The organism is Nocardioides stalactiti, assembly GCF_014180715.1.
GTDB lineage: Bacteria > Actinomycetota > Actinomycetes > Propionibacteriales > Nocardioidaceae > Nocardioides > Nocardioides stalactiti.
In genome coordinates this window covers 1-23,923 of record NZ_JACEFC010000005.1, presented here as the reverse complement: position 1 = coordinate 23,923, position 23,923 = coordinate 1, and the positions used below count along the sequence as shown (strand labels likewise).

24 protein-coding genes and 1 tRNA gene are annotated in these 23,923 nt (G+C 69.9%); 19 read left to right on the top strand and 6 right to left on the bottom strand.

The genetic code is table 11. The features are described from left to right. Window positions 1–10: 10 nt before the first annotated feature. Window positions 11–86 (bottom strand) — tRNA-Lys (locus H0487_RS01850). Window positions 87–178: 92 nt separating this feature from the next. On the opposite strand from H0487_RS01850, the gene H0487_RS01845 reads away from it, so the two are divergent. From H0487_RS01845 to H0487_RS01825, 5 genes are all read left to right on the top strand, one after another. Next, window positions 179–1,324, top strand: a complete 1,146-nt coding sequence (locus H0487_RS01845; protein ID WP_183092524.1) for a sulfotransferase family protein — start codon at window positions 179–181, stop codon at window positions 1,322–1,324. After that, on the top strand, window positions 1,321–2,649 hold the full coding sequence (locus H0487_RS01840) for a hypothetical protein (protein WP_183092523.1): 1,329 nt from the start codon (window positions 1,321–1,323) through the stop codon (window positions 2,647–2,649). The genes H0487_RS01845 and H0487_RS01840 overlap by 4 nt, the downstream gene beginning before the upstream one ends. 7 nt (window positions 2,650–2,656) lie before the next feature. Beyond that, window positions 2,657–3,685: a TIGR03617 family F420-dependent LLM class oxidoreductase gene (locus H0487_RS01835; protein WP_183092522.1), complete on the top strand. Its 1,029-nt coding sequence runs from the start codon at window positions 2,657–2,659 to the stop codon at window positions 3,683–3,685. Beyond that, a complete protein-coding gene (locus tag H0487_RS01830) occupies window positions 3,682–4,152 on the top strand; it encodes a MarR family winged helix-turn-helix transcriptional regulator (protein ID WP_183092521.1) in 471 nt (156 codons plus the stop codon). The genes H0487_RS01835 and H0487_RS01830 overlap by 4 nt, the downstream gene beginning before the upstream one ends. A gap of 61 nt (window positions 4,153–4,213) precedes the next feature. Then, entirely contained in the window at window positions 4,214–6,061 is a 1,848-nt protein-coding gene (locus H0487_RS01825) for an N-acyl-D-amino-acid deacylase family protein (RefSeq protein WP_220792992.1), read from the top strand. Here the strand turns inward: H0487_RS01825 and H0487_RS01820 are convergent. Then, window positions 5,988–6,581: a DUF305 domain-containing protein gene (locus H0487_RS01820; protein WP_183092520.1), complete on the bottom strand. Its 594-nt coding sequence runs from the start codon at window positions 6,579–6,581 to the stop codon at window positions 5,988–5,990. The genes H0487_RS01825 and H0487_RS01820 overlap by 74 nt on opposite strands. A 301-nt stretch (window positions 6,582–6,882) precedes the next feature. On the opposite strand from H0487_RS01820, the gene H0487_RS01815 reads away from it, so the two are divergent. The 7 genes from H0487_RS01815 (at window position 6,883) to H0487_RS01785 (ending at window position 12,511) form a co-directional block, all read left to right on the top strand. Further along, window positions 6,883–7,086, top strand: a complete 204-nt coding sequence (locus H0487_RS01815; RefSeq protein WP_183092519.1) for a cold-shock protein — start codon at window positions 6,883–6,885, stop codon at window positions 7,084–7,086. Window positions 7,087–7,315: 229 nt separating this feature from the next. Next, entirely contained in the window at window positions 7,316–7,474 is a 159-nt protein-coding gene (locus tag H0487_RS01810) for a hypothetical protein (protein WP_183092518.1), read from the top strand. Between the two features lie 70 nt (window positions 7,475–7,544). Then, the gene (locus tag H0487_RS01805) at window positions 7,545–7,853 is read left to right on the top strand and encodes a metal-sensitive transcriptional regulator (protein ID WP_183092517.1); all 309 of its coding nucleotides are present in this window, start codon (window positions 7,545–7,547) and stop codon (window positions 7,851–7,853) included. A 40-nt stretch (window positions 7,854–7,893) separates the two neighbouring features. Further along, entirely contained in the window at window positions 7,894–8,100 is a 207-nt protein-coding gene (locus H0487_RS01800; protein WP_312855787.1) for a heavy-metal-associated domain-containing protein, read from the top strand. Window positions 8,101–8,110: 10 nt separating this feature from the next. Next, window positions 8,111–9,085, top strand: a complete 975-nt coding sequence (locus tag H0487_RS01795; protein WP_183092516.1) for a DUF8832 domain-containing protein — start codon at window positions 8,111–8,113, stop codon at window positions 9,083–9,085. Next, complete coding sequence (locus tag H0487_RS01790) at window positions 9,075–11,339, top strand: heavy metal translocating P-type ATPase (RefSeq protein ID WP_183092515.1); 2,265 nt, start codon at window positions 9,075–9,077, stop codon at window positions 11,337–11,339. The genes H0487_RS01795 and H0487_RS01790 overlap by 11 nt, the downstream gene beginning before the upstream one ends. A gap of 182 nt (window positions 11,340–11,521) precedes the next feature. Next, the gene (locus H0487_RS01785; RefSeq protein WP_183092514.1) at window positions 11,522–12,511 is read left to right on the top strand and encodes a hypothetical protein; all 990 of its coding nucleotides are present in this window, start codon (window positions 11,522–11,524) and stop codon (window positions 12,509–12,511) included. A 98-nt stretch (window positions 12,512–12,609) separates the two neighbouring features. On the opposite strand, the gene H0487_RS23060 is transcribed toward H0487_RS01785, so the two are convergent. Next, the gene (locus H0487_RS23060; RefSeq protein ID WP_183092513.1) at window positions 12,610–13,671 is read right to left on the bottom strand and encodes a hypothetical protein; all 1,062 of its coding nucleotides are present in this window, start codon (window positions 13,669–13,671) and stop codon (window positions 12,610–12,612) included. Window positions 13,672–13,719: 48 nt separating this feature from the next. Here H0487_RS23060 and H0487_RS24100 point away from each other — a divergent pair, with 48 nt between their 5' ends. From H0487_RS24100 to H0487_RS01750, 6 genes are all read left to right on the top strand, one after another. Continuing rightward, a complete protein-coding gene (locus H0487_RS24100; RefSeq protein ID WP_183092512.1) occupies window positions 13,720–14,607 on the top strand; it encodes an NUDIX hydrolase in 888 nt (295 codons plus the stop codon). A gap of 213 nt (window positions 14,608–14,820) precedes the next feature. After that, window positions 14,821–15,822, top strand: coding sequence for a PstS family phosphate ABC transporter substrate-binding protein (locus H0487_RS01770; RefSeq protein ID WP_183092511.1), 1,002 nt, complete (start codon window positions 14,821–14,823; stop codon window positions 15,820–15,822). A gap of 34 nt (window positions 15,823–15,856) precedes the next feature. Then, the gene (pstC, locus tag H0487_RS01765; RefSeq protein WP_183092510.1) at window positions 15,857–16,783 is read left to right on the top strand and encodes a phosphate ABC transporter permease subunit PstC; all 927 of its coding nucleotides are present in this window, start codon (window positions 15,857–15,859) and stop codon (window positions 16,781–16,783) included. Beyond that, on the top strand, window positions 16,783–17,751 hold the full coding sequence (gene pstA / locus H0487_RS01760; protein WP_183092509.1) for a phosphate ABC transporter permease PstA: 969 nt from the start codon (window positions 16,783–16,785) through the stop codon (window positions 17,749–17,751). Before pstC ends, pstA begins: the two co-directional genes overlap by 1 nt. Before the next feature lie 126 nt (window positions 17,752–17,877). Then, window positions 17,878–18,648, top strand: coding sequence for a phosphate ABC transporter ATP-binding protein PstB (gene pstB / locus H0487_RS01755; RefSeq protein ID WP_246382868.1), 771 nt, complete (start codon window positions 17,878–17,880; stop codon window positions 18,646–18,648). Window positions 18,649–18,655: 7 nt separating this feature from the next. Continuing rightward, the gene (locus H0487_RS01750) at window positions 18,656–19,456 is read left to right on the top strand and encodes a winged helix-turn-helix transcriptional regulator (RefSeq protein WP_183092508.1); all 801 of its coding nucleotides are present in this window, start codon (window positions 18,656–18,658) and stop codon (window positions 19,454–19,456) included. A gap of 7 nt (window positions 19,457–19,463) precedes the next feature. Here the strand turns inward: H0487_RS01750 and H0487_RS01745 are convergent, their stop codons facing one another. From H0487_RS01745 to H0487_RS01735, 3 genes are all read right to left on the bottom strand, one after another. Continuing rightward, a complete protein-coding gene (locus H0487_RS01745) occupies window positions 19,464–20,435 on the bottom strand; it encodes an inorganic phosphate transporter (protein ID WP_183092507.1) in 972 nt (323 codons plus the stop codon). 12 nt (window positions 20,436–20,447) lie between these two features. Continuing rightward, window positions 20,448–21,065 carry a DUF47 domain-containing protein gene (locus H0487_RS01740; protein WP_183092506.1) on the bottom strand — a complete coding sequence of 206 codons (618 nt, stop codon included), beginning with the start codon at window positions 21,063–21,065 and terminating at the stop codon, window positions 20,448–20,450. A 167-nt stretch (window positions 21,066–21,232) separates the two neighbouring features. Beyond that, window positions 21,233–23,386, bottom strand: coding sequence for an RNA degradosome polyphosphate kinase (locus H0487_RS01735; protein ID WP_183092505.1), 2,154 nt, complete (start codon window positions 23,384–23,386; stop codon window positions 21,233–21,235). A gap of 87 nt (window positions 23,387–23,473) precedes the next feature. Here H0487_RS01735 and H0487_RS24095 point away from each other — a divergent pair. Then, the coding region (locus H0487_RS24095; RefSeq protein ID WP_183092504.1) for an alpha/beta hydrolase at window positions 23,474–23,923 on the top strand (450 nt) is incomplete at its 3' end.

Sequence of the window (23,923 nt, the reverse complement as noted above, 5' to 3'; positions counted from 1 at the left end):
GACAAGGGAGTGGTAGGCCGTGCGGGGCTCGAACCCGCGACACTCGGATTAAAAGTCCGGTGCTCTACCAACTGAGCTAACGGCCCACCCGAAGGTTATCGAGAGCGCGGCTGTTGCCCGAACCTGGCCGTCTCCTCAGATCATTGACATTGTCAAACATCTCCGCTTGAGTGCCGACATGGCATCCGGCCGGTTCTACTTCGACTGGGACAACTACCGCACGATGGTGTCGCTGCTCGCCCAGCAGCGCGGCGACCGTCGCGGTCGGGCGATCCATCGGGCCTTCAAGTACGGGCTGCCGTTGGTGGCGGCCGTGCACGCGGGGTTCTTCGCGCTCGACCCGGTGGTGTCGCCCGCGCTGCGCCGGACCGAGGTACGACGGCCGGTCTTCTCGATCGGGCACGCGCGCAGCGGGACGACGTACCAGCACCGGCTGATGGCGAGCGACCCGCAGTTCAGCTACCTGCTGATGTACGAGATGTTCTTCCCCTCGCTCATCGAGAAGCGGATCCTGCGGGGACTGCTCGCGGTCGACGAGCAGCTCGGTGGACGGGTGCGCAAGAGGATCCAGGCGGCGGAGGAGAAGGCGCTCGCCGAGACCAACGACATGCACCGCACGGGCCTCTTCGTCGCCGAGGAGGACGAGTTCCTGCTCACGTTCTCGCTCGGCTCCGGTTTCTGGATGGTGCTCTTCCCCTACCTGGACCGGTTGGACTTCCACGCCGTCGACCGTTGGCCGGAGGAGAAGCGGCGCAAGGTGATGGCCTTCTACAAGGAGTGCGTGCGACGCCAGCTCGTCCTCACGGGGAAGCCGGTGCACCTCAGCAAGAACGCGAACTTCTCGGGGCGGATGGAGAGCCTCATCGAGACGTTCCCGGACGCGCGGGTCGTCATCCCGATCCGGAACCCGTACCAGACCGTCCCGAGCCTGATGAAGATGATGCAGACGGCCTGGCGCCAGCAGGGCCACCCCGAGGAGCTCATCCGGGCCTCGCTGCGGACCCTGGCCGACCAGTCCTACGAGACCTACGAGCACCCGTTGGAGGTGCTCGCCCGGCACCCCGAGGTGCGGGCGTCGGTGCTCGACTACCGCGACCTGGTCGCGGACCCCGGCGCCGCGATGCGCCGCGTCTACGCCGACCTCGACCTCGACCTCACGCCCGAGCAGGAGGCCTCGTTCGCCGCCGCCGGCGACCGCGGCCACGAGACGGCCCACCGCTACAGCCTCGAGGAGTTCGGCCTCGACAAGGACGAGATCCACGAGCGGCTGGCCGACCTGTTCGACACCTACCAGTGGGACACCGAAGGGAGCGACGTGCGATGAGCGCGGAGTCCAGCACCGAGAAGAGCCAGGCCGAGCTGCAGGACGCGTGGGGCGACCTGATGGCTGCGCTCGGGCGGGCGCGCGACGCCGTCGACAGCCGCGAGCTGCACGCGCCGCCGCCGACCGAGCGCGGTCTCGCCGAGGGCTACCGCTACCTGCTCGGGTTCACCTTCAGCGCGATCGAGCGGGCGTTCGGCGAGGACCGCGACTTCCCGACGTTCCGCCGTGCCATCCAGCCGATCGACAAGTCCACGATCGACAACGCGGACGCGCTCTACCTGACTGCGCCGATCGACGGGAACCGCAGCTACCGACTGACCGGCCGGATGGTCGGCGCGAAGTCGCCGCAGTACCTCATCGTCGAGGCGCACAGCAGCTATCCCGGCGACTCCGGCAACGTCATGGAGCTCATGCCGGGCGGCCGCACGATCACCGGCACCCTCGACACCGCGGACCTCACCGTCGACGCCGACGGCGGCTGGGAGATCCTCCTCGCCCCCCAGCGGCCCGACGACCACGCCGGCGACTTCGTGGCGACCTGCGCGACGACGGACGACGGCACCGAGGTGGCGAGCAGCTACGTCGTGGTCCGGGTGCTGTTCCACGACTGGGAGCACGAGGCGGCCCCCGACCTGGCGCTCGAGCCGCTCGACCCACCCGCGCCCCACCCGGCACCACTGGGACCGGACGGCGCGGCCGACCGGCTGCGCCGGGCCGGGGAGCTGGCCGAGCACCAGATGAAGTTCTGGAGCCAGTTCTACGACGTCGTCCTCGGCGCGTACGGCGAGGGCAACCCGGCGGCGCCGGCGTACCAGCCCCGCAACGACCTCAACCCGCCCACCAACGCGCAGCTCGCGACCGGCGGCGGCCAGAGCACCAACGTCTACTCCGGCGGCCGCTTCGTGCTGGAGCCGGACGAGGCGCTCGTCATCGAGATGACCACGCCGGTCGAGCCGGCCTACAAGGGGATGCACCTGTCGAACCTGTGGGGGGAGTCGCTCGACTACGCGCACCACGTCGTGAGCATCAACGGTCACCAGGAGGAGCAGGACGACGACGGGGTGACTCGCTACGTCGTCGCGCACGCCGACCCCGGCGTGCCCAACTGGCTCGACACGACCGGACAGCGTGAGGGTTTCGTGACGTTCCGGTGGACCTACCACTCCCCGCCCGACGCGCTGCCGACGCACCGGGTGGCGAAGGTGCCGCTCGGCGAGGTGCGCGACCACCTCCCTGCGGGGACGCGGGTGGTGAGCCCCGACGAGCGCGCCGCCCAGGTCCGCGTCCGTCGGGCCCACGTCCAGCGTCGCTATCGGCAGTACTGAGCACCCCGTGGAGGTCATCGCCACCTGGCCCGCCAGTTCCCACCTCAAGGACGTGGGAGCCTTCGCTGCGCGCGTCGAACGCCTCGGCTTCGACGTCCTGCACGTCCCCGAGACGATCCACGACCCGTTCACGGTCGCCGCCCTCGCGCTCACCCACACCTCGCGGCTGGTCGTGCGGACGAGCATGGTCGTGGCGTTCCCGCGCAGCCCGATGCTGACGGCCTACGCGGCGTGGGACCTGGTGCGGCTCTCCGAGGGGCGCTTCCAGCTCGGCATCGCGTCCCAGGTGCGCGGCAACATCGTCGGCCGCTACGCGACGGAGTGGTCCGAGCCGGTGGCCCGTCTCGGCGACTACGTCGGGGCGCTCCGCGCCATCTTCCACAGCTTCCAGACCGGGGACGACCTCGCGTACGACGGCTCGTCGTACCGCTTCGACCGCCTGCAGCCGTACTTCAACCCGGGGCCCAACGACCACCCGGCGCCGCCGATCTGGACCGGGGGCGTCAACCGGGGGATGTGCGTGCTGGCCGGCCGGGTCTCCGACGGCTTCGTCTGCCACCCGACGAGCTCGCACCCGCGGATGCTCGAGGAGGCGATCGGGCCGGCGCTCGCCGAGGGTGCCCGGGAGGCCGGTCGAACGGACGGCGGGCCGACCGTCGTCGCCGGGCCGCAGCCGATGACGGCCCCGACCGCCGAGGCGCTGGCCCGGGTCCGCGACGCCCGCCGCGCCGAGCTCGGCTTCCTCTACAGCACGCCGGCCTATCGCCGACAGCTCGAGCTGTTCGGGCTCGCGGAGGTGGGGGAGGCGCTCACCCACATGGCCCGCCGCGGCGACTGGGACGACCTGGCCCGGCAGGTCACCGACGACGTGATCGCCACCCTCGTCCCGCAGGGCACGTACGACGAGATCGCGGGCACCCTGCGCGGCTGGTACGCCGGCCGCTGCTCGGGGCTCGTCCTCGGGCTGCCGGACCCCGAGCACGACGACGCGTTCGCCGCGGTCGTCTCCGGCTGTCGAGAGATCCCGTCCGCATGACCGCCGACCGCGGTCGCACCATCGAGTCCGTGCAGCTCACCCTGAGCCGGTTGATGCGGGCCAGCGCCAGTCGGGCCACGTTCGCCCGCCAGGCGGCGGCCGCTGGAGGCGTCGACCTCAAGCAACCGTCCTACGACCTGCTCCGGGTGCTGATCGAGACCGGCCCGATCCCGATGGGGGAGCTGGCCCGCCGTTCTCAGATGGACGTCGGGATGGCCACTCGCCAGGTCGCCGGTCTCGCCGAGGAGGGCCTGGTCAGCCGGTCGCCGGACCCGAGCGACCGCAGGGTCACCCTGGTCGAGCCGACGGCGGCCGGGAGGACGACGACGGAGGCGCTGAGGCGGGTCCGCACCCGCCACCTCCAGTCGGCGCTCGACGGCTGGTCCGCGGAGGACCTGCGCACCCTCGACACGCTGCTCGGCCGCTTCCTCGACGACACGTTCGCGACGCCCTTCCAGCCCGAGTGAGCATGGCCGGAGCGCCGGGCTGGACGTTGACAGAGCGGGGTGGAACACGTTGCATTTCGTTGTGATCCCTTTCGACACCGTGATCCGTGGCGCCCGCTGGTTCGACGGGACGGGGGCGCCGTCCGCGGTCCGCGACATCGGGATCCGGGACGGTCGGGTGGCGGCGGTCTCGGTCGGGCCGTTGGACACCACCGACTGCCCGGAGGTCGTCGAGGCCGGGGGCCGGTGGGTGATCCCCGGGATGGTCGACATCCACACCCACTACGACGTCGAGGTGCTGCGTGGGCCGGACCTCACCGAGTCGGTCCGCCACGGGATCACCACGATCCTCCTCGGCTCCTGCTCGCTCTCGACCGTCCACGTCGGCGCGGTCGACGCGGGCGACCTGTTCGGCCGGGTCGAGGCGATCCCGCGTCAACACGTCATCGAGCACGTCGAGGCGGCGAAGGACTGGTCGTCGGCGGACGAGTACGTCACCGCGCTCGAGCGGCTCGCGCTCGGCCCGAACCTGGCCGCGTTCATCGGCCACTCCGACCTGCGGACCGCGACCCTCGGCCTGGACCGGGCGACCCGCCAGGAGGTCCGCCCGACCGGCTCCGAGCAGCGCCGGATGGAGCGGATGCTCACCGAGGCGCTCGACGCCGGCTTCGTCGGCATGTCGGCCCAGCAGCTGCTCTTCGACAAGCTCGACGGCGACCTGTGCCGGTCGAGGACGCTGCCCTCGACGTACGCGAAGGCACGCGAGATGCGAGGGCTGCGGCGGATCCTCCGCGACCGGGAGCGGGTCATCCAGGCAGGGCCCGACGCGACCCACCCGCAGACGATCCTCTACCAGGCGCTCCACTCGATCGGGCTGCCCTCGGCCCGATGGGGACGCAAGCCCCTCAAGACCAGCCTGCTCTCGGCAGCCGACATCAAGGCGATCCCGTTCGTCATCCACCTGATGCGTGGCCTGGCCGCGACCGTCAACCGGCTCGGCGCCGACTTCCGGTGGCAGCACCTGCCGGTGCCGTTCGAGGTCTACGCCGACGGCATCGACCTGGTCATCTTCGAGGAGTTCGGGGCGGGAGCGGCAGCGCTGCACCTCCAGGAGAAGCTCGCCCGCGACGAGCTGATGCGGGACCCGGCCTACCGTGCCCGGTACCGGAAGGACTACGAGTCGAAGTACGGCCCGCGGGTCTGGCACCGCGACTTCTTCGACGCCGAGATCGTGGCGTGCCCCGACCCGACGGTGGTCGGCAAGTCCTTCGGCCAGGTCGGTCAGGAGCGGGGTGGGGCCCACCCGGTCGACGCCTTCCTCGACCTGGTCCTCGAGCACGGCACCGCGATCCGCTGGCGGACGACGATCTCGGGCCACCGGCCTCACGTGCTGAAGAAGATCGCGGCCGAGCAGGGGGTCCAGATGGGCTTCTCCGACGCCGGCGCCCACCTGCGCAACATGGCGTTCTACAACTTCGGGCTCCGCCTGCTCAAGCACGTGCTCGACGCCGAGCGCGCGGGTACGCCGTTCCTCTCCGTCGAACGGGCCGTGCACCGGCTCACCGGGGAGCTCGCCGACTGGTACGGGATCGACGCCGGCCACCTGCGGGTCGGGGACCGTGCCGACCTCGTGGTCATCGACCCGGCGCACCTCGACGCGACCCTCGAGGAGTACGCCGAGGCGCCGGTCGAGCACTACGACGGCCTGTCCCGGATGGTCAACCGGAACGACGCGGCGGTCCCGCTGGTGATGGTCGGCGGCACCACCGTGTGGCGCGAGGGTGCCGCGACCGACGTCCTCGGTGTCGAGCGCACCGGTCGGTTCCTCCGGGCGGGCGAGGAGTCGCGGGAGCAGCTCACCGCGACCGGAGTGTCTCCAGCTCCTCGATCCGTGCCTGCTGGTCCTCGGCCAGCGCCTGCGCGAGGGTGATCGCGGGCTCGTAGCGACCGTCCTCGACCTCGGCCTCGGCCAGGTCGGTGGCGGCTTGGTGCCGGTCGATCATCAGGTCGAGCCAGCGTTCCTCGAACGCGGCGCCGTCGAGGGTGGTCAGCTCGCTCAGCTCCGGGTCGTCGAACGTCGTGAGCTCCTCGCCGTGGGGCACGTTGGCGTGGTCGCGGATCGTCTCCGGCACGGGGACGTCCCAGGCCAGCAGCCAGTCGGTCGCCTGCTCGATCTCGAGCGCACGGGCCGCGAGGATCTCCTCGCCGGCGGCGGTGATCTCGGGCGATACCTCCTCGGCCCGGGCGAGGTCGATGAGGACGAGGGTGACGGCGTGCTGCTCGACGAGCGCCGTCGCGAAGGCGGCGTCGGCATCGTTGAAGACCTCGCCGTTGTCGGCGGTCCGCAGGGCGGGCGCGGGGGTCGGCTCGTCGTCGCCGCAGGCGGTGACGACGAGCGCCGTCGTCGCGACGAGGACGGTCCGCGCGAGCAGGGCCGGGAGCACGGTCATTCCGCGCAGTGTAGGAGGCGCGGGCTGGCGCCGTTCGCCGTGGCGTCACACCTGTGTAGCGCAACCTTCACGCCGCACGACGAGATCCTTTGCATTCGATGCTTCCCCTGTCGGCATCGCTTGGTAGTGTCGTGTCCGCAGTGGATGCAGTTCTCGAAGGTTGAACGCCTGCGGAGTCTGTGGCCGACGGCGTATCTGGTTTGTGGTGTCAACAATCACGGGTCGGAGCGACGTGTCATCGCATCTGCTGTGGGTCGCCGAAGTGGCGGCTCTCGCCCCGACAATAGGAGTTACGAGCACAATGGCTCAGGGCACCGTGAAGTGGTTCAGCGCAGAGAAGGGTTTCGGTTTCATCGAGCAGGAGGGCGGCGGCGACGACGTCTTCGTTCACTACTCGGCGATCCAGACCAACGGTTACAAGTCCCTCGAGGACAACCAGAAGGTCGAGTTCGACGTCACCCAGGGTCCCAAGGGTCCCCAGGCGGAGAACGTTCGCGCCCTCTGATCCTCTGAGGATCTGCACGACGGGGTGAAGGACTGCCCCGCATCTCGGGAGACACAGTCTTCAGGCGAGGCCCTGCCGGGCGACCGGCAGGGCCTCGTCAAGATTTTTCTCGATCTTCTGGTTTCAGGTCCGTGAGGGTGGGCACGATGAGACGGAATGGCACCAGCGTGCCCCGAGCATCGAGGGAGTGGGGCGCGGAAGACGTCCACACTCGGGAGGCGAATCAGTCGTGGCGGACCCGTTCGACGTGGCGCTCGAGGATTCCGACCTGCTCTCCGAGGTCGAGCTGACCACCAACCTGATCATCGCCGCGACCGCCTCCGACGGGCCGATGCCCGAGGACGAGATCGACCGGATCCTCGGCGTGCTGCCGGACGACACCGACTGATCGTCGACCGACCCAGCCCGGCCGCGTGCGGTCGGGCTTCTTCGGGCTTGACTTAATACCATAGGGGGGTATGGTGTCTGACGTGGAACACGATCACCAGCACGGTTACATCGGCCGCAAGGACGACCACCTCAAGCGGCTGCGCCGCATCGAGGGCCAGGCCCGCGGCCTGCAGCGCATGGTCGAGGAGGAGAAGTACTGCATCGACATCCTGACCCAGGTGTCGGCGATGACCAGCGCGCTGCACTCCTTCTCCATCCAGCTCCTCGAGGAGCACATGAACCACTGCGTCGTCGACGCGGCCCGGACCGGGGACGCGGAGGCCAAGGAGAAGGTCGCCGAGGCCGTGGCGGCGATCAGCCGCCTGGTCCGGTCCTGAGTCGCGCGTACCCGACGAGCATCGAACGAGGAGAAGAGAAGTGAGCGAGCAGAGCACCTGGCAGGTCACCGGGATGACGTGTGGCCACTGCGCGGCGTCGGTGACCGAGGAGATCAGCGAGATCCCTGGCGTCGAGGACGTCGTCGTCACCGTCGAGACCGGGACCGTCGTCGTGACGAGCACCGAGCCCCTCGAGCGTGCTGCGGTCGATGCCGCCGTCGCCGAGGCCGGCTACACCCTGGTCTGAGGGAGATCCGATGACGACCTCCTCCAAGGTCCTGGCCTACGTCGCGGCGCTCGTCGTCGTGCTCGGCGTCGCGATCGGCATCGGCCGGGCGGTCGGCCCGGTCGAGACCGACGACGACCACGGGACCGACCACGGCTCGACGCACGACGACGACCGGGTGAGTCTCGACCCGGCCGACGACGCTGCCGATGACGAGGGCCACGGCCACGGCGAGGGAGCGTCCGACGGCCACGAGCACGGTGACGACGCGTCCTACGAGCTCGCCCTCGACCAGGACGTCGTCGAGGGCGGTCAGCCGCTGGTGACGTTCCGGATCCTCGACGCGGCCGGCGCGCCCGTGACGTCGTACGACGTCCAGCACGAGAAGGAGCTGCACCTCATCGCCGTCAGCCGCGACCTGGCGCAGTTCCGGCACGTGCACCCCGAGCTCGACCCGGCCTCGGGCACCTGGACGATCCCGATCGACCTGTCGGGGGGCCCCTGGCGTCTCTACGCCGACTTCGCGCCGGCGGGCGGAGAGCCGACGGTCGCCGAGGCCGAGCTGCTGGTGTCCGGCGACTTCGCGCCCGAACCGCTCGGACCCGACCAGCTCACCTCGAACGTCGACGGCTACGAGGTCCACCTCGAGCGGGACGAGGAGAGCTCGACGGTCACGCTCCACGTGACCCGCGACGGTGAGGACGTCACCGACCTGGAGCCCTACCTGGGGGCATACGGCCACCTCGTGGCGATCCGTGCCGAGGACCTCGACTACCTCCACGTCCACCCCGAGGACGGCCCTGCCGGCCCGGAGGTCGCCTTCCACGCCGAGTTCGTCGACGCGGGCCGCTACCGGCTGTTCCTCGACTTCCAGCACGGCGGCGAGGTCCACACCGCCGACTTCACGATCACCGTGGGCGAGTCGGACGACGACGGTGCCGACAGCGGTACGGACGGCGGGATGGACGAGGGGATGGAGCACGAGGACGGCGGTCATGATCACTGACGTCGTCCCGGGCGGGCCGATGATCGAGCTCGACCTCGACATCACCGGCATGACCTGCGCGTCATGTGCGAACCGCATCGAGCGCAAGCTCAACAAGCTCGACGGGGTGACCGCCTCGGTCAACTACGCGACGGAGCGGGCCAAGGTCGCCGTGCCGGACACCGTCGACGAGGAGACCCTGCTCGCGACGGTCGCGGCCGCCGGCTACGGCGCGACGGTACGGCGCCCGGAGGTGACCGAGGTGCCGGCAGTCGACGAGGCCGACGCCGACCCCGAGCTCACGGCCCTCCGGGACCGGTTGGTCGCGGCGGTCCTGCTGACGGTGCCGGTCATCGCGATCGCGATGGTCCCGGCGCTCCAGTTCGAGTACTGGCAATGGGCCTCGCTCACGCTCGCCGCCCCGGTCGCGACCTGGGGTGCCTGGCCCTTCCACCGTGCCGCGTGGACGAACCTGCGTCACGGGGCGACGACGATGGACACCCTCGTGTCCCTCGGGGTGCTGGCCGCCTTCGGCTGGTCCCTCGTCGCCCTCTTCTGGGGCACGGCTGGCGAGCCCGGGATGACCCACCCGTTCGACCTGGTCCCCGATCGCGGGGACGGGCCGGCATCCGGCCTGGGCGACATCTACCTCGAGACCGCGGCCGGGGTCACGATGTTCCTGCTCGCTGGCCGCTACTTCGAGAAGCGGGCCAAGCGGCGTGCGGGAGACGCGCTGCGGGCACTCGCCGACCTCGGCGCCCGCGAGGTGACCGTGCTCCCCGACGGCCCGGACGGCCCGGAGAGCCTGGTCCCGATCGAGCGGCTGACCGTCGGCGACCTCTTCGTCGTCCGACCGGGCGAGAAGGTCGCCACCGACGGCGAGGTCGTCGCCGGACGTTCCGCCGTCGACGCGGCGATGCTCACCGGCGAGTCCGTGCCGGTGGAGGTCGGGCCCGGGGACGAGGTCGTCGGCGCGACCGTCAACACCGCCGGTCGGCTGGTGGTCCGCGCGACCCGGGTGGGCGCCGACACCCACCTGGCCCAGCTGGCCCGTCTCGTCGAGGACGCACAGTCCGGCAAGGCGCAGGCCCAGCGGCTGGCCGACCGGATCTCCGGGGTCTTCGTCCCCGTCGTGATCGCCCTCGCGGTCGGGACGCTCGGCTTCTGGCTGGGCGCTGATGCCGGCTGGGAGATCGCGCTCACCGCTGCGGTCGCCGTCCTCATCATCGCGTGCCCGTGCGCGCTGGGGCTGGCCACGCCGACCGCGCTCATGGTCGGCACCGGCCGGGGCGCCCAGCTCGGCATCCTGATCCGTGGTTCCGAGGTGCTCGAGGCGACCCGCGCCGTCGACACCGTGGTCCTCGACAAGACCGGGACCGTCACCACCGGCGACATGCGGCTGGTCGACGTCGTCGTGGCCGACGCCGTCGCGGAGGACGTCGTACGTCGGGTCGCCGCCACCTTGGAGTCCGCCTCGGAGCACCCGATCGCCCGAGCGATCGCGGACGGTGCCGAACGAGGCTCGCTGGAGGACTTCGTCAACGAGCCCGGGCTCGGCGTGAGCGGCGTGGTCGACGGGACCGCGGCCCTCGTCGGACGCCCCGCCTTCCTCACCGCACGTGGCCTCACGATCGCCGACCGGCTCTCCGATGCGCTCGCGGACGCCGAGAGCCGTGGTGCGACCGCGGTCGTCGTCGGGTGGGACGGGCGGGCCCAGGGTGTGCTCGTGGTCGCCGACACCGTCAAGGAGTCCTCGGCCGACGCGGTCGCCCGGCTGCGGGGGCTCGGCCTGCGGCCGGTGCTCCTCACCGGCGACAATGAGCGGGCCGCGCGGGCCGTGGCCGCCGAGGTCGGGATCGAGGAGGTCCGCGCCGGCGTGCTGCCCGCCGACAAGGTCGCGTTCGTGCGGGACCTCCAGCGCGACGGTCACGTGGTCGCCATGGTCGGCGACGGCGTCAACGACGCGGCCGCCCTGGCGCAGGCCGACCTCGGCATCGCGATGGGCACCGGGACCGACGTCGCCCGGGAGGCCAGTGACCTCACGATCGTCTCCGGCGACCTGCGGGTGGCCGCGGACGCCGTGCGCCTGTCCCGTCGTACGCTCGCGACGATCCGGGGCAACCTGTTCTGGGCGTTCTCCTACAACGTCGCGGCCCTGCCGTTGGCCGCCGCTGCCCTGCTCGACCCGATGCTCGCCGGCGCCGCGATGGCGTTCTCCAGCGTCTTCGTGGTCACCAACAGCCTCCGGCTGCGCCGGTTCCGCCCCGCCCGCTGAGGACCCTAAATCGCGATAGTCCCTGACGAAAAGCACCAGGATCGGGCCGAATCTGGTGCTTTTCGTCAGGGACTATCCCACGTCGGTGTCGGGCCTGTGGAGAGCCGGAGCAAGGTCGCGCTCGGGGGCGCATGGTTCTCGTCGTGGTGGACGAGGGGAGGGCCGGCCGGCCGGGCTTGGTCATGCCGGTGCGTCTCGACCCGAGAGGAGTCACGGGTCCGACGCGGGGTGAGGCGCGAGGGAAGCGGTGGCGTCGGAGTAGCCACGGCTTCTACCTGCCGGCTGACGTCGACTCCTCCCACCCGGAGCAACGGATCGTCGAGGCCAGCGTGGTCGTGCCGACGGGTGGTGCGATCACGGGATGGGGCGCGTTGCGATGGCAGGGGGCGACGTGGCTCTCGGGTACGAACTCGTCCGGACAGGTGCTGCCGGTCCCGATCCTCATCAGCACACACGACATCCGCCCACAGCCCGGTCTGCTCCTGTCGGGTGAGGGGTGTGCCGCCGACCTGATCTCCAGGGTCGACGGGGTGGCCGTCACGCATCCGGCATGGTCGACGGCCTTCGTCATGCGGTATGCCCGCACGTTGGAGGAGGCGGTCGTGGCGTTCGAGATGGCGGCGTTCGCCGACCTTGTGTCGTACGACGAGATTGCCGCCCTGGTCGCCGAGCAAGCCGGCTGGTACGGCGTCCCGCGAGCCCGGAACGCCCTGCCGTTCTGCGGGGAGAACAGCTGGTCGCCGATGGAGTCGGTGATGAAGGTCCTGTGGATGCAGCACGGTGGATTCCGGATGCCGCTTCAGAATCGTCCGGTCTTCGACCTGGCTGGTCGTCTCATCGGCACCCCTGACCTGTTCGATCCGATCGCGGGCGTGGCCGCTGAGTACAACGGAGCGCATCACCTGCAGCGGGACCAGTACGTCGCCGACGTCAACCGTGCTGCGATCTTCCGTGACCACCACATCGAGGTCGTCGAACGGTCCGCCGGTGACCGCCGCGAGGACTTCGTGCAGCGTCTGGCCGCCGCCTACCGGCGGGCGGGGCGCCGCCGTACGTCACGAACGTGGACGATCGACGCCCCGTCGTGGTGGACGCCCACCGTCACGGTTTCCCAGCGCCGATCCCTCAGCCCGGCCGATCGGGAGCGATTGCTCAAGAATCGGATGCGCTGACGTGCCGAAATTGCGATAGTCCCTGACGAAAAGCGCCCGGAACAGCAGGATTCTGGTGCTTTTCGTCAGGGACTATCTCTCGCCTGCGAGCCCTCGGTCTAGCAGGTCGCGAAGAGCACCGGCCCGTTGGCGAGGTCCGACATCACGTACGAGGCGGGGAGCGGTTCGAGCTCCATCCGGACCACGGTGCCGTCGGCCGTCACGTCGCCGAGCGTGAAACGGTCGGGGAACGCGCCGCCCTGGCCAGGCGCCGGCCCGGCCGCGAGCCGGGCCCGGGTGTCGGCGTTGGTACGAGCCTGGTCCTCGGTCTCGAACGCCATCGCGACCCGGACGTCGCCGCCGGGGCGGGCGGCGATCGCGAAGGCGCGCATCGGGTGGATCTCGCCGGCCTCGTCGAGCAGCTCGGCCGCACGGGTCCGGTCGACGTCGTCCGCCTCGGTCATGGCGAGGGCGACGCAGGCGTAGTCGCCGTCGTAGATCGACGCGGCGAGGGCCCCTTCGACGTCGTCGGTGACCTCTGCCAGCGCGTCGTCGGCGTCGCCGCGCTCCTCGTCGCGCCACGACTCGAGCGTCTCGGACTCGTCGCTGGCCGCGATGACGCCGCGCTCGCGGTCGACGGTGATGAAGGCCAGCTCCTGGGACAGGTTGCCGATGGTCGCCAGCAGGTCCGGGCCGCCGATCCACACGCCGTCGTCCTCGTTGGGCTGCTGGTAGCCGACCTCCTCGAGGGCGTCCTCGACGTCCCCGGCAGCGGAGGGGTCCGGCAGTCCCATCAGGATGATGGCGCCCTCCTCTCCCTGCGCGAACAGCTCCCAGTCGATGGTCGCGGGGGAGAACCCGAACTGCGCGTGCAGGACGGGGGCCGACGAGACCAGGGCAGAGGTGGACGTGAGGTCGGCGTCGAAGCCGGCGGTCAGGAAGCCGTCGACCTCCCGGGTCGACGACGCCGCGTCGAGGTCGGAGTCGTCGAGCTCCTCGCGCAGGCCGGCCCAGTCCGTCCAGCCCAGGCGGGTGCTGCTCTCGGGAGCCAGCGCGACGGCGCCGGCGAGCCGCCCGGCCTCGTCGTCCTCACGCATCACGACGAACCAGGTCACGACCGCCGCAGCCACCAGGAGCAGCACGGTGCCGATGATGAACAACCGGCGACGCGGAACCGACATGGCCGAGGTGTCTCCTCTCCGGGGCAGGACAGGTGTGACACTAACGCCGTGAGCGACAGCAACCCTGCTCCGACCCCGGACGTGCGTGCCGCGGGTGTGGTGGTGTTCCGTCCGGGACGCGAGGTGCTGCTCGTCCACCGCCCCAAGTACGACGACTGGTCCTTCCCGAAGGGGAAGCTCGAGCGGTGGGAGCACGCGACCGCCGCCGCGGTGCGTGAGGTGGCGGAGGAGACCGGCGTGCACGTCCGGCTCGGCCCGCCCCTGACCTCCCAGCGCTACCCGACCGGACGGCGGATGAAGACCGTCCAGTACTGGACCGGCCGGGTCGTGGGGGACGACGACGTCAGCCTCTACCGGCCCAACGCCGAGATCGACCAGGTCGCCTGGGTCCAGGTCGACAAGGCCGACGCGATGCTCAGCTATGCCTATGACCGGGCCACGCTCGCCGAGGCCCTCAAGGTACGACGCCGCACGCACGCGGTGATCGTCCTGCGGCACGCCCGTGCCCGGTCCCGTCGTACCTGGCGGGCGGACGACCGGCTGCGCCCGCTCCTGAAGACCGGGGAGCTGGCGGCCGAGCGGCTCGTGCCGCTGCTGGCCGCCTACGACGTCACCCGGGTGGTGTCCTCGCCGAGCACCCGCTGCCTGCAGACCGTGCTCCCCTACGCCCAGACGACCGGCTGGGAGATCGAGACCCGCCGCCGCCTGAGCGAGGAGGACGTCACCGCCAAGGGCGTCCAGAGGGTCGTGGACGACGTCCTCGACGGTGACCAGGGAGCGGTGCTGTGCACCCACCGGCCGGTGCTCCCCGAGGTGCTCGACGCCCTCGGCCTGCGGGTCGGGAGCCGTGGTGAGGAGCTCGCCACCGCCGAGATGCTCATCGTGCACGTGCGCAAGAGCGCCGTCGTCGCCGTGGAGCGCCACGCCGTCCGCTGAGCTCGCTGGCGTGCGTGCTCAGCAAGCGTCGCCGCGCCAGCGGGTGTGATGTGGGTCGCGGTCCGCCAGCCATGCTTCCCCGCCTGTTCACCGTCCGTTCAGGTCTGCCGGAGGGTTGCGTTACCCGGGCTGCTTAGCGTCCTCGACGTAAAGCGATATCCAATGCACGAGGGGTGCAGGTTCGATGCCCCTCATGTCTGAGAGGCAGATCTCTTGAACAGCACCACCATTCGTCGGGCGCTCGTCCCCGGCGTCGCCGCGCTGGCACTCCTCCTGACCGCCTGTGGCGGCGAGGACGACAAGGGCGACGACAACACCGACGGCGGCACCGGCTCGGGCGACTACTCGCTCGACACCACCGTCGAGGGCGAGGTCGCCGTCGACGGCTCCTCGACCGTCTACCCGATGACCACCGCGGCTCAGGAGCTCATGACGGCGGACGGCTCCGCGATCCAGGTCTCCGTCGGCCAGTCCGGTACCGGCGGCGGCTTCGAGGTCTTCTGCGCCGGCGAGACCGACATCTCCGACGCCTCGCGTCCGATCAAGGACGACGAGGAGGCGCCGATCTGTGCCGACAACGGCATCGAGTACACCGAGCTGCTCGTCGCGACCGACGCGCTGACCGTCGTGGTCAACCCCGAGCTCGACATCGACTGCCTGACCGTCGACGAGCTGATCGCCCTGCTCAAGCCCGGCTCGAAGGCCACGAACTGGCAGGACATCAACCCCGAGTTCCCCGACGAGGAGATCACCGGCTTCATCCCCGGCACCGACTCCGGCACCTACGACTACATGGCCTCCGAGGTCGTCGACGGTGACGCCGAGGAGCCCGCGCTCCGCAACGACTTCGAGTCCTCCGAGGACGACAACGTGCTCGTGACCGGTGTCGCCGGCACCCAGGGTGCGGTCGGCTTCTTCGGCTACACGTACTTCGAGGAGAACACCGACAAGGTGAAGGCCCTCGAGATCGACGGTGGCTCCGGTTGTGTCGCCCCTTCGGCCGAGACCGCGCAGGACGGCAGCTACTCGCCGCTCGCACGCCCGCTCTTCATCTACGTGAACAACGCGTCGTACAACGACAACGCCGCGGTCAAGGAGTTCACGGACTACTACATCGCCAACCTCGAGACGATCGCGGCCGGCGCTGCCTTCATCCCGTTGAACGAGACCGACTACGCCGCGACCCAGGCCGCCCTGGCCGGCATCGGCAGCTGAAGAAGCGATCGACAGGGAGAGTCAGAGCAATCTCATGACGGCACTGACCCAGCCGAGCCCGCCCTCCGGGGCGGGCTCGGCCCCCGTTCTCACGGCCCGACCGCGTCGCGGCGAGGCCGTCATCAAGGCGGCGCTCGTGACCGCCGCCGGTGCCTCGGTCCTGGTGACCGCGGGCATCCTCTTCGCCGTGCTCGAGCCAGCGATCGAGTTCTTCCGTCGGGTGCCGGCAGGCGAGTTCTTCACCGCCGACACCGACTCGTCGTACGCCGTGTTCCCTCTCATCATGGGGACGGGCATGACGACGGTCATCGCCCTGATGGTCGCGGTCCCCATCGGCCTCGGTGCGGCGATGTACCTCTCGGAGTACGCCTCCAAGCGTGCTCGCAAGTGGCTCAAGCCCACGGTCGAGCTGCTGGCGGGCGTCCCGTCGGTCGTCTACGGCTTCTTCGCCGTCTTCTTCGTCATCCCCGTGGTGCTTCAGGACTGGCTCGGGCTCGAGATCAGCGCCTACAACCCGTTGGGTGGTGGGCTCGTCCTCGGGGTCATGATCATCCCGACCGTCGCGTCGCTCTCCGAGGACGCACTGTCGGCGGTCCCGCTGGCGCTGCGGCAGGGATCGCTGGCCATGGGTGCCAACCGGATGCAGACGACGCTCCGCGTCGTCTTCCCTGCGGCACTCTCCGGCATCGCCGCCGCCGTCGTGCTCGGCGTCTCGCGTGCGGTCGGCGAGACGATGATCGTGCTGATGGCCTGCGGGTCGATCAAGAACACCTCGCTCGACCCCGGCGAGGGTCACGAGACCATGACCGGCACCATCGCCCGCACCGCGCTGGGCGAGTCGCCGGTCGAGTCGACCGAGTACAAGTACCTCTTCGCGGTGGCACTGCTGCTGTTCGTGATCACGTTCGTCATGAACATGATCAGCATCGCCATCGTCCGTCGTTTCAGGCAGGCCTACTGATGAGCACCGCAGCGGCAGCGACCGCATCCGCCGTCACCACGTCGACGCTCGCGACCGGCAAGAGCCAGGACCGCAACCTCACGTCGCTCGTGTTCCTGGGCGCCCTCTGGTTCTCCCTGTTCTTCGGAGTCGTCGTGCTGTTCGCGCTGATCGTCGACACCGCGATCTCGGGCGCAGACCGCTTCGACAAGGAGCTCTTCACGCAGTACACGCAGAGCTTCGACCCGGAGCGCGCCGAGGCGCTGGCGGCGACCGGGCGTGACCCGAAGGACCTCTCCGCGGCGTACACCGGCTTCAAGTCCGGCATCGTGGGCTCGGTGATCCTGATGATCACGACCGCGCTGATGGCGATCCCGCTCGGTGTCGCCGCGGCGGTCTACCTCGAGGAGTTCTCGAGCAAGACCTCGCGGTTCAGCCGGATCGTCGAGGTCAACCTGCAGAACCTCGCGGCTGTCCCGGCGGTGATCTACGGCATGCTCGCCGCGAGCCTGATGGCCGCGGTCGGGGCCGAGCGCGGCATCGCGATCGGTGGCGCTGTGGCGCTCTCGCTCCTCATCCTCCCCGTCGTCATCATCACCACCCGGGAGGCGCTGCGCTCGGTGCCGGACGAGATCCGGCAGGGGTCGCTCGCCCTGGGGGCGACGGTCTGGCAGACGACCTGGCGGCAGACCCTGCCGTCGGCCGTGCCCGGCATCGCGACCGGCACCATCCTCGGCCTCTCCCGAGCGATCGGCGAGGCCGCCCCGCTGGTCATGATCGGCTTCGGCGCGATCAACTTCGCCCCCGAGCTGCCCTACATCACCAGCAAGATCGAGGCGTTCCCGCTCGAGATCTACGACGCCGCGCAGAGCTCGCGAGAGATCGTGCGTCAGGCCGCTTCAGCAGGCATCATCGTCCTGCTGGCCATGATCCTCGGCATGAACGCCCTCGCCATCATCATCCGCAACAAGTTCCAGCGATCCTGGTAGGAGCCGGACATGTCCACCGAACCCGCAACCGCGACCACGAGCTCCGAGGAGCCGATGGGCCTCAAGCTGTCCATCGACGAAGAGGCCGCCCACAGCACCATCGGCGAGGTGCCGGCCGAGTCGGTCATGGAGACGTTCCACCTCAACGTCTTCTACAACGACTTCCACGCCGTCCACGACGTCAACCTGACGTTCGGCAGGAACGAGATCACCGCGCTGATCGGCCCGTCGGGCTGTGGCAAGTCGACCGTGCTGCGCTGCCTGAACCGGATGAACGACCTGGTGCCCGGTGCGCGGGTCGAGGGCGAGATCAACTACCACGGGCAGAACATCTACGGCTCGAAGGTCGACCCGATCGCCGTGCGCCAGCACATCGGGATGGTGTTCCAGAAGCCCAACCCGTTCCCCAAGTCCATCTACGACAACATCGCCTACGGCCCGCGGGTCATCGGCATGAAGGTCGACAACATGGACGACCTGGTGGAGGAGGCGCTCCGCGGTGCCGCCCTCTGGGACGAGGTCAAGGACAAGCTCAAGCAGTCGGCGTACGGCCTCTCGGGTGGTCAGCAGCAGCGGCTCTGCATCGCGCGGACCATCGCGACCAAGCCCGACGTCATCCTCATGGACGAGCCGTGCTCGGCCCTCGACCCGATCGCCACGGCGAAGATCGAGGACCTGATGCTCGAGATGCGCAAGGACTTCACGATCATCATCGTGACCCACAACATGCAGCAGGCGGCGCGGGTCTCCGACCGAACCGCGTTCTTCACGGCCAAGCCCGATGAGACCACCGGCAACCGGACCGGGTTGCTCGTCGAGTTCGACCGGACGAAGCAGCTGTTCTCCAACCCTGCCGACGAGCGCACCGAGGCCTACATCTCGGGCCGCTTCGGCTGATCCGGACATGGGCGCACGTTCCGGGCGGCGCCAGCTCTCCCGCAAGGACCCCGACGGCGTCCCGGTGACCCCGGTGACCCCGGTGAGGTCGTCGCGGGAGGTGAACGTCCGCTCCTACCTGCACCGGTGGGCCGAGACGGCCGGTGCCCAGGTGCTCGTCGTCGACCCGGCCGCGGACGTGGCCGGGCTCACCGACAGCATGGCGGGTCGCGGGGTCCACGTGACCTGGGTGTCGACCACGGTCGACGGGCTCATCGAGTTCGGGCGGCTCGACCCGCACACGGTCGTGGTGTCCCCCGAGGCGCCCGGCCTGTCGGCCGTCGAGTTCGTGACCGCGATCCGCAACCACGGGGCGCCGTACGTCGTCGCTGCGCTGGAGCACGACCACGCGGCTGACGTCGGCGGCCTGATGCTGGCCGGAGCGAGCGCGGTCGTGGCGCGGCCCTACACGGCCGACCACCTCTGGGAGCTCCTCAGCCACACGCCGCACTCCCTGGAGAACCACGTCCGGCTGGAGTTCGGCCCGATCGAGCTCGACGCCTCGGCCTACCGGGTCCAGATCGATGGCCACCGGATCGCGGACCTGCCGCTCAAGGAGTTCGAGCTCCTCCGGGCGCTGATGCTCCGCGCACCCGGGGTGGTGACCGACGACGAGCTCCGCGAGGCCCTCTGGGGACCGGCGAGCCGCCGGCCGAGCGGCAACACCATCGCCATGCACGTCACCCGGCTGCGGCACCGCCTCGGCGCCGCCGCCGACGTACGACGGATCCGTGGCCGGGGGTACTCGCTCACGGTCGAGTCGCCCTGACCTGGGGTCAGATCTGCGTGATGAGGTGCAGGATCCAGTAGGTCACTGCGGCGACCGACGCTGCCATCGGGAAGGTCAGGACCCAGGCGGTGAGGATCGTCCGGGCGACGCCCCAACGGACCGCCGAGAGCCTCTTGGTCGCACCGACACCCATCACCGCCGAGGTGATGGTGTGGGTGGTGGAGATCGGCGCTTCGTAGACGTAGGCGGTCGTGTAGAGCACCGACGCGGCGACCGACTCGGCAGCGAAGCCCTGCGGCGGGTCGAGGTGGATGATCCTGGGCCGGCGGGTGGCCGCGGCCGCGGAGGAGATGACCCAGAGGGGCCGCTCCCCGCCGGCTTCCTCGGTGGCGACGTAGCCGCCGGTCACGAGGGCCAGGAAGATGACGCCCATCGTCTTCTGCGCGTCCTGGAGGCCGTGGCCGAGCGCCATCGCGGCAGCCGAGATCGTCTGCGCGATCCGGAAGCCCTTGTTGGCCTTGTGCGGGTTGGCCCTCCGGAAGATCCAGTAGACCGCGAGCATCGCGAGGAAGCCGGCGCCGAAGGCGAACAGCGGCGACAGGAACATCGGGATGACGACCTTCTCGAGCACCGTGCTCCAGGAGACGGTCACGCCGCCTGCCACGGCGGCGCCGACCAGGCCACCGATGAGCGCGTGCGAGGACGACGAAGGCAGACCGAAGTACCAGGTGATGAGGTTCCACGCGATGGCCCCGACGAGCCCTGCCATCACGATGATCAACCCGTGGTTGGTCTCGGGTGGGGAGATGGTGTCGCTCACCGTGTGCGCGACCTTCTGGCCGAGGAAGGCGCCGACGAAGTTCATGACCGCGGCGAGGGCCAGGGCGATCCGCGGGGTCAGCGCACGCGTCGACACCGACGTGGCGATGGCGTTGGCGGCGTCGTGGAAGCCGTTCGTGTAGTCGAAGACGAGCGCGACCACGACGACCGCGATCACGATCGCGAGGGTGACATCCACAGTCGTGCCTTGTCAGCTTTCCTTGACGGCGATCTGCTCGACGATGTTGGCGACCTTCTCGAACGCGTCGATCGCGCCCTCGAGAGACTCCTCGATGTCCTTCAGCTTGAGCACGTCGATCGTCTTGTACTCACCGGAGAAGAGGCTCGCCAGCATCCGGCGGTGGTTCTTGTCGCCGGTGTTCTCGAGCCGGTTGATCTCGATCCAGTAGTCCTCGAGCGACTTCATCGACTGGAGGCGCGGCATCGACTCGGCGGTGAGCTCGGCGCAACGCTGGATGACGCCGACCTGCTCGGACATCTCCGCAGGCAGGGCGGAGACCTCGTAGAGGAGGATGAGGTCGACGGCCTCGTCCATCATGTCCATCACGTCGTCCAGGCCCGAGCCCAGCGAGTAGATGTCCTCGCGGTCGAACGGCGTCACGAAGGTGCTGTTGACCTTCTTGACGATCTCGTGCGTGGTCTCGTCGGCCCGGTGCTCGGCCTCGCGCATGCGCTCGGCGACGTCGGCCTTGTCGGAGTTGTCGGCCATCATCTCGGCCAGGAGCTCGGCTCCCAGGACGAGGTGCTGTGCTGACTTCGTGAAGAGGTCGTAGAAAGAGGTGTCGACCGGACGCAGACGCAGACCCACTTGGACTCCCGTTGAGGCGGAGAGGAACGGCATCATGCTAGGGGGTGAACGTCTCCTGACGTCAAAACCGCCCGCACGAGTTCCGAAGTGGGCTGGACCACAGCAGACCGCGCGTCACCTGCTGTTCACCTTCTCTCCACCGCGCGTCCATCTGGCGCGGCGGCGGCTCAGCCGTGGCGGCGGGTGCGTTGCGCCTCGATGAGCGCCTCCTGGAGGTGCACCGGCCCCCGGTGCCGCTTCCACTCGCCGTCCTCGCGCAGCTCCCACGCGTCGGTCTCCTCGGCGAACGCCTGGTCCAGCAGCGCCTCGACCGCGACCACGTTCTCGCGGGTGGGGAGCCTCACCAGCACCTCGACCCGTCGGTCGAGGTTGCGGTGCATCATGTCGGCCGAACCGATCCACGCCGACGACTCGCCGCCGCTCGCGAACCAGAAGATCCGGCTGTGCTCGAGGAAGCGACCCAGGATCGAGCGGACCGTGATGTTCTCCGACAGGCCCGGCACGCCCGGCCGGAGGGCGCAGATGCCGCGGATGAAGAGCTCGACGGGGACGCCCGCGTTGGACGCCAGGTAGAGCGCGTCGATGACCTGCTCGTCGACGAGCGAGTTCACCTTCATCCGGATCCCGGACGGCCGACCGGCGCGGTGGTGCTCGATCTCGGCGTAGATGTGGTCGACCAGGCCGGACCGGACCGAGTCGGGCGCCACCATCAGCTCGCCGTACCGGGCCTTGCGCGACCAGCCGCTGAGGTTGTTGAAGAGGTGGGCGACGTCATCGCCGATCGCCTCGTTGGTGGTGAGCAGCCCGAGGTCCTCGTAGTGACGCGCGGTCTTGCTGTTGTAGTTGCCGGTGCCGATGTGGGTGTAGCGGCGGATCCCGTCCGGCTCGTCGCGGACGACCATCGCCAGCTTGCAGTGGGTCTTGAGACCCACCAACCCGTAGACGACGTGGCATCCGGCCTGCTCCAGCTTGCGGGCCCAGCGGATGTTGGCCGACTCGTCGAAGCGGGCCTTGATCTCCACCAGCGCCATGACCTGCTTGCCGGCCTCGGCGGCGTCGATGAGCGCGTCGATGATGGGGGAGTCGCCGGAGGTCCGGTAGACGGTCTGCTTGATCGCGAGGACGTGCGGGTCCGCAGCCGCCTGCTCGATGAAGCGCTGCACCGACGTCGCGAACGAGTCGTAGGGGTGGTGGAGCAGCACGTCGTTGCGCCGTAGCGACTTGAAGACGTCGACCGGCCCCGCCGACTCGACCTCGGCCAGGAGCGGGTGGGTGCTCGGGACGAAGGCCGGGTACTTGAGGTCCTCCCGGCCGAGGTCGGCGATGTCGTGCAGGCCGCGCAGGTCGAGGGGGCCGGGCAGGCGGACGACCTCCTCCATGCTGATGTCGAGCTCGGAGACGAGCAGCTCCAGCACGGAGGGGGAGATCGACTCCTCGACCTCGAGGCGGACGGGGGGCCCGAACTTGCGGCGCAGCAGCTCCTTCTCCAGGGCTGCCAGCAGGTTCTCGGCGTCGTCCTCCTCGACCTCGACGTCCTCGTTGCGGGTCACCCGGAAGGTGTGCGCCTCGAGCACGTCCATGCCGGGGAAGAGTCGCGCGAGGTGCTCGCTGATGACGTCCTCGAGCGGCACGAACCGGTCGTTGCCGAGGGCGACGAACCGGTCGAAGTTGGAGGGCACCTTCACCCGCGCGAAGTGCTTCTTGTCGGTCTTGGGGTTGCGGACGACGACGGCCAGGTTGAGGGACAGGCCGGAGATGTAGGGGAACGGGTGCGCCGGGTCGACCGCGAGCGGCGTCAGGACGGGGAACACCCGGTCCTTGAACAGCTTCTTGCAGGCCCGCTGCTCCTCGCGGTCCAGGTCGGCCCAGCGAACCAGGTCGATGCCCTCGTTGCTGAGAGCGGGCGCGACGATGTCCCGGAACACGGCCGCGTGCCGGTGGGAGAGGGCACCGGCCTGCTCCCAGATCGTCTGCAGGACCTCCAGTGGCAGCTTCCCGGACACGGCCCGGACCGCGAGCCCGGTCGCGATGCGGCGCTTGAGGCCGGCCACGCGGACCATGAAGAACTCATCGAGGTTGCTCGTGAAGATCGCCAGGAACCGGGTCCGCTCGAGCAGCGGCAGGTCGGTGTCCTCGGCCAGCTCCAGCACCCGCTGGTTGAAGCGCAGCCACGACAGCTCCCGGTCCAGGAACCGGTCGGCGACCTCGGAGATCGCGTCGAGCTCGGCCGCTGACGGCGCGTACGGCGACGCCTCGTCGACCGGGCCGCTCCCGCTGAGGGGGGTGACGTCGATCGGTTCGGGGACCAGCTCCTGCGACATGGAGTGAAGTCTGGCACCGCCGGGTGAACGCGCGGTGTCGAACGGGGCGTGGAAGGCCCTGCGGCCCGCTGGCTAGGGTCAGTCCCCGTGAACCTTCTCGAGATCGCCGAGGCCGGCGTCCTGCGGGCCGCGATGGCTGCTCCGTCTCCCGTTCGCCGGCTGGTGGCCGGTCGCGCCGTCAGGGCAGACGGTCAGACCCTCGCTCCGGACCTGCAGATGCTGCTGCGCCTCCAGTCGATCGCGCGGCGGCGGGACGAGACGATCCCGATCGAGAAGATGCGCGCGAACATGCGTCACGAGACGGCCCTCGTGGGCGGCCAGCAGGCGATCGGCGCGACCCACGACCTCCAGGTCGCCGGCCGCCCCGCGCGGCGCTACGTGCCGTCCGTCCCGCTCGCCGAGGGACCGGGCCCGTTGCTCGTCTACATCCATGGCGGGGGGTTCATCGAGGGCGACCTCGACACCCACGACGCGACCTGCCGCCGGATCGCGGAGCGATCCGGGGTGCCGGTCGTCGCGATCACCTATCGTCGCGGA

Coding starts and splice junctions, on each gene's coding strand:
- H0487_RS01845 (WP_183092524.1), top strand. CDS start 179: ATGGCATCCGGCCGGTTCTACTTCGACTGGGACAACTACCGCACGATG.
- H0487_RS01840 (WP_183092523.1), top strand. CDS start 1,321: ATGAGCGCGGAGTCCAGCACCGAGAAGAGCCAGGCCGAGCTGCAGGAC.
- H0487_RS01830 (WP_183092521.1), top strand. CDS start 3,682: ATGACCGCCGACCGCGGTCGCACCATCGAGTCCGTGCAGCTCACCCTG.
- H0487_RS01820 (WP_183092520.1), bottom strand. CDS start 6,581: ATGACCGTGCTCCCGGCCCTGCTCGCGCGGACCGTCCTCGTCGCGACG.
- H0487_RS01815 (WP_183092519.1), top strand. CDS start 6,883: ATGGCTCAGGGCACCGTGAAGTGGTTCAGCGCAGAGAAGGGTTTCGGT.
- H0487_RS01805 (WP_183092517.1), top strand. CDS start 7,545: ATGGTGTCTGACGTGGAACACGATCACCAGCACGGTTACATCGGCCGC.
- H0487_RS01795 (WP_183092516.1), top strand. CDS start 8,111: ATGACGACCTCCTCCAAGGTCCTGGCCTACGTCGCGGCGCTCGTCGTC.
- H0487_RS01790 (WP_183092515.1), top strand. CDS start 9,075: ATGATCACTGACGTCGTCCCGGGCGGGCCGATGATCGAGCTCGACCTC.
- H0487_RS01785 (WP_183092514.1), top strand. CDS start 11,522: ATGCCGGTGCGTCTCGACCCGAGAGGAGTCACGGGTCCGACGCGGGGT.
- H0487_RS23060 (WP_183092513.1), bottom strand. CDS start 13,671: ATGTCGGTTCCGCGTCGCCGGTTGTTCATCATCGGCACCGTGCTGCTC.
- pstC (WP_183092510.1), top strand. CDS start 15,857: ATGACGGCACTGACCCAGCCGAGCCCGCCCTCCGGGGCGGGCTCGGCC.
- pstA (WP_183092509.1), top strand. CDS start 16,783: ATGAGCACCGCAGCGGCAGCGACCGCATCCGCCGTCACCACGTCGACG.
- pstB (WP_246382868.1), top strand. CDS start 17,878: ATGGAGACGTTCCACCTCAACGTCTTCTACAACGACTTCCACGCCGTC.
- H0487_RS01750 (WP_183092508.1), top strand. CDS start 18,656: ATGGGCGCACGTTCCGGGCGGCGCCAGCTCTCCCGCAAGGACCCCGAC.
- H0487_RS01735 (WP_183092505.1), bottom strand. CDS start 23,386: ATGTCGCAGGAGCTGGTCCCCGAACCGATCGACGTCACCCCCCTCAGC.